This is a genomic window from Paenirhizobium naphthalenivorans, from assembly GCF_007992095.1.
Classification (GTDB): domain Bacteria; phylum Pseudomonadota; class Alphaproteobacteria; order Rhizobiales; family Rhizobiaceae; genus Allorhizobium; species Allorhizobium naphthalenivorans.
Genome location: NZ_BJZP01000068.1, coordinates 1 through 2954, shown reverse-complemented (window position 1 = coordinate 2954; position 2954 = coordinate 1). Strand labels below are relative to the sequence as shown.

3 protein-coding genes are annotated in these 2954 nt (G+C 58.2%); 1 reads left to right on the top strand and 2 read right to left on the bottom strand.

Annotated elements, in window-relative coordinates; translation table 11 throughout:
• Positions 1-700: glycosyltransferase (locus RNA01_RS22955; protein ID WP_147182405.1), on the bottom strand; the 700-nt coding region annotated here is incomplete at its 3' end.
• 250 nt (positions 701-950) lie between these two features.
• Positions 951-2159, bottom strand: a complete 1209-nt coding sequence (locus tag RNA01_RS22950) for an MFS transporter (RefSeq protein ID WP_235916854.1) — start codon at positions 2157-2159, stop codon at positions 951-953.
• 221 nt (positions 2160-2380) lie between these two features.
• On the opposite strand from RNA01_RS22950, the gene RNA01_RS22945 reads away from it, so the two are divergent.
• The coding region (locus RNA01_RS22945; protein ID WP_147182404.1) for a sensor domain-containing diguanylate cyclase at positions 2381-2954 on the top strand (574 nt) is incomplete at its 3' end.

The following is a 2954-nucleotide window of genomic DNA, read 5'->3' as shown; positions in this document are numbered from 1 at the left end:
GGGCCGCTTCGTGCGAGCGGAGAAACGGAAGTACCGCTTCGGCCAGGAATTCGAGATTTTTCTCGGCGGCCAGACGGCCCACATGGCCGACGACAAATGCATCCGCCGGAATGCCTGCGGCCGTCCGAGCTCTCCCGCCGTCGCCGCTCGCGAAGAAGGCAAGGTCCACCCCGGTCGGTATCTGCGAGACCGGCGTCCTGACGCCATGGTCCGTCAGATGGCGGGCAATGCTTGCACTTGGCGCGACAACGGCGTCACAGAGGTCGCAGTAACCGAAGGAGAGGCTTAGAACGAGCCGCTGTATGGCCCGTGCATCCGGGGCGACGTGATGGCAATAGCACTCATATCGGGTGTGGTAGGTGTAGACGACGGGCCGGTCCAACTCGGCTGCCACGCGCAGTGCCAGCGTGCCGAGCAGGAACGGGTGGTGGGAATGAACGATGTCCGGCCGGAAGCAGTCGAGAGCATCGTCGAAGAGCCGTGCCAGGGGCAGAGGGAGGGAAAAATCGCTGCCGGCGAAATGGCGAACGGCCGGTACCCGCAGGATGTCGGGCTCATCATTCCGTGCCACTCCGTATTCCGGCGCCACGACAAGCACGCGATGCCCGAGGCGCCGCAGGTCTTCGGCCAGCCATGCCACGCTGTGGGCAACCCCGCCGACATGCGGGGTGAAGGTGTTGGTGAACATGACGATGTTCATCCCCCGGCGGATCCGCCGGAACCGAGATTGCTTTTCGCCGTCACGCGCCTGCCCTCTGATAGGTGCCGATGATTTCCGTGGCGGCGATCCGTATGCCCGGTGGTGTGGGAGGCGCGGCGTCGTGAGGCGTCCCCCTATCCCGATCAATCCCGAATCCTGTTAGATGCGACACGCTCTACCGGGCGAGCGCCTTGGCCGTCGGGAAGGTGAGCAGGGCGGTCTTCCAAACCTGCACTGCTCTTGGTGAGCGTCACGCACCCTCTCGCGATGACTTCCGCTTTCCCATCACCGTCAGTGACAGCGCAGCAATACCCGCGAAAATGGCTCCAACAACAAAGGTGGCGCTTGATCCATACGCTTGCCACAGAAATCCCGCGATACTGCTGGCCGCCAAAAGGGCAAAGCCGGTGACGAGATTAAAGATTCCAAAAGCTGTGCCGCGACTGTCGTCAGGGGTAGTGTCGGCCACCAGCGCCGAGAGGAGGCCCTGGGTCAAGCCTAGGTAGGCACCCCACAAGGCAACACCAAGGAATAATCCGACCAAGCCGGGGACGAAGGCGAGGGAGAGGTCAGCAATGACAAGAACTCCCATTCCGATTGCCAGCACCTTACGCCTGCCGATACTGTCGGACCATGCCCCTGCTGGTGTTGAAAGAATGGCGTAGACCAGATTCATTAACACCATAACCAGCGGTACCAGCGCCAAAGGTAGTCCCGCCTCTTGCCCCTTGAGGAGGAGAAACGCCTCGCTGAACCGAGCCATCGTGAAGACGACGCCTATGATGACGACCCACCAAAAATCACTACCCATGCGGTTCAAGCCGACACGTTGGATGGGCCAGCCCTTTTGGCCCGAAGGTCTGGCGAGGGACGGTTCCTGTACGCCAAAAACCATCAGGGCAACGGCGATGGTCGCTGGCAATACCGCCCACCAGAATACCGAACGGAAATCATCGACATAAATGGCCATTAGAGCCATTGCCAGCAACGGACCTGCAACCGCCCCCACCGTGTCGAGCGCCTGGCGCATTCCGTATGCTGCGCCCCGGATGTTGGACGGGGTTATATCGGCAACCAATGCATCACGCGGTGCACCTCTAATACCCTTGCCGACGCGGTCAATGAAACGGGCTGTAAGCACGAGGCTGACAGACCCAGCGACAGGAAAGAGCGGCTTCGTCAGGGCAGATAGGCCATATCCGAGCGCGGCCAGCAACTTTCGCTTGCCGATCCGGTCGGAAATCGCACCGGAAAACACCTTGGCAATCGCTGCTGTAGCCTCTGCGATGCCTTCGATAAAGCCGACCATTGCCGCGCTGGCGCCAAGTGTACCGACAAGAAAGAGCGGCAGGAGGCTGTGCACAAGTTCGGAGGACATATCCATGAACATCGAAACCAACCCCAGAGCAATCACGGATTTTGGAATCTGACGCCAAGTTCGAGGTGATTCGGCGGTCACAGGCTACTCCTTGTCTACACGCGCGCAACGTGGGTGCGGCGGCCTCACGATAAGATGACAGATCATGCTTGGCGGAAGACCCTTCTTGACGTTGATGACGGCCATCTGAGCGGCATTCCGGCGTGCCTAAAAATCTGTTGTTCTACGACGTTTTGCGATTGTTAATTTGTTTATTCGACAACAGTAAAATGCAATTGTTGTAGTTTTCGAGGTCCCCGTACATGTCTTATCTCGTCAACTGGTTTCGTAAGCTCAGGAGGGAACCCACCTCGATCGACTACAAAGCACTAACCGAAACCTGTATGGATGTCATCGTGCAAGTTGGACCAGGTATGGAGCTTGTGTACGTTTCGCCTTCGGTCAAGGAAGTGCTCGGGTGGTCGCCAATGGAACTGATCGCGCGCGGCAAGGGACTCGTTTATGAGGGAGATCTGGCTCAAATAGAGATCAATTCGGAGAGACTGAAACTAGGCGAAGCGGAGTTTAATCGCCAAACATTTCGTGTTTACGCCAAGGATGGCTCCTTGAGATGGATGGAAGGGAATGCGCGGCGGATAAATACGCATGGGCGAGCGGCCACGGGTTTTGTCATCAGCATGCGCGATATCTCGGAAAGAAAGCTGATCGAAGAAAGGCTCGAGACGATTTCCGTGACTGATGAGCTTACTGGATTGGGGAACCGCCGCGCCTTCAATAGTGCGCTGACGAGGGAGTGGCACCTCGCGCTTCACGAAAACACACAGCTGTCATTCGCGCTGTTGGATCTTGATCATTTCAAGGGCCTAAATGACGAAT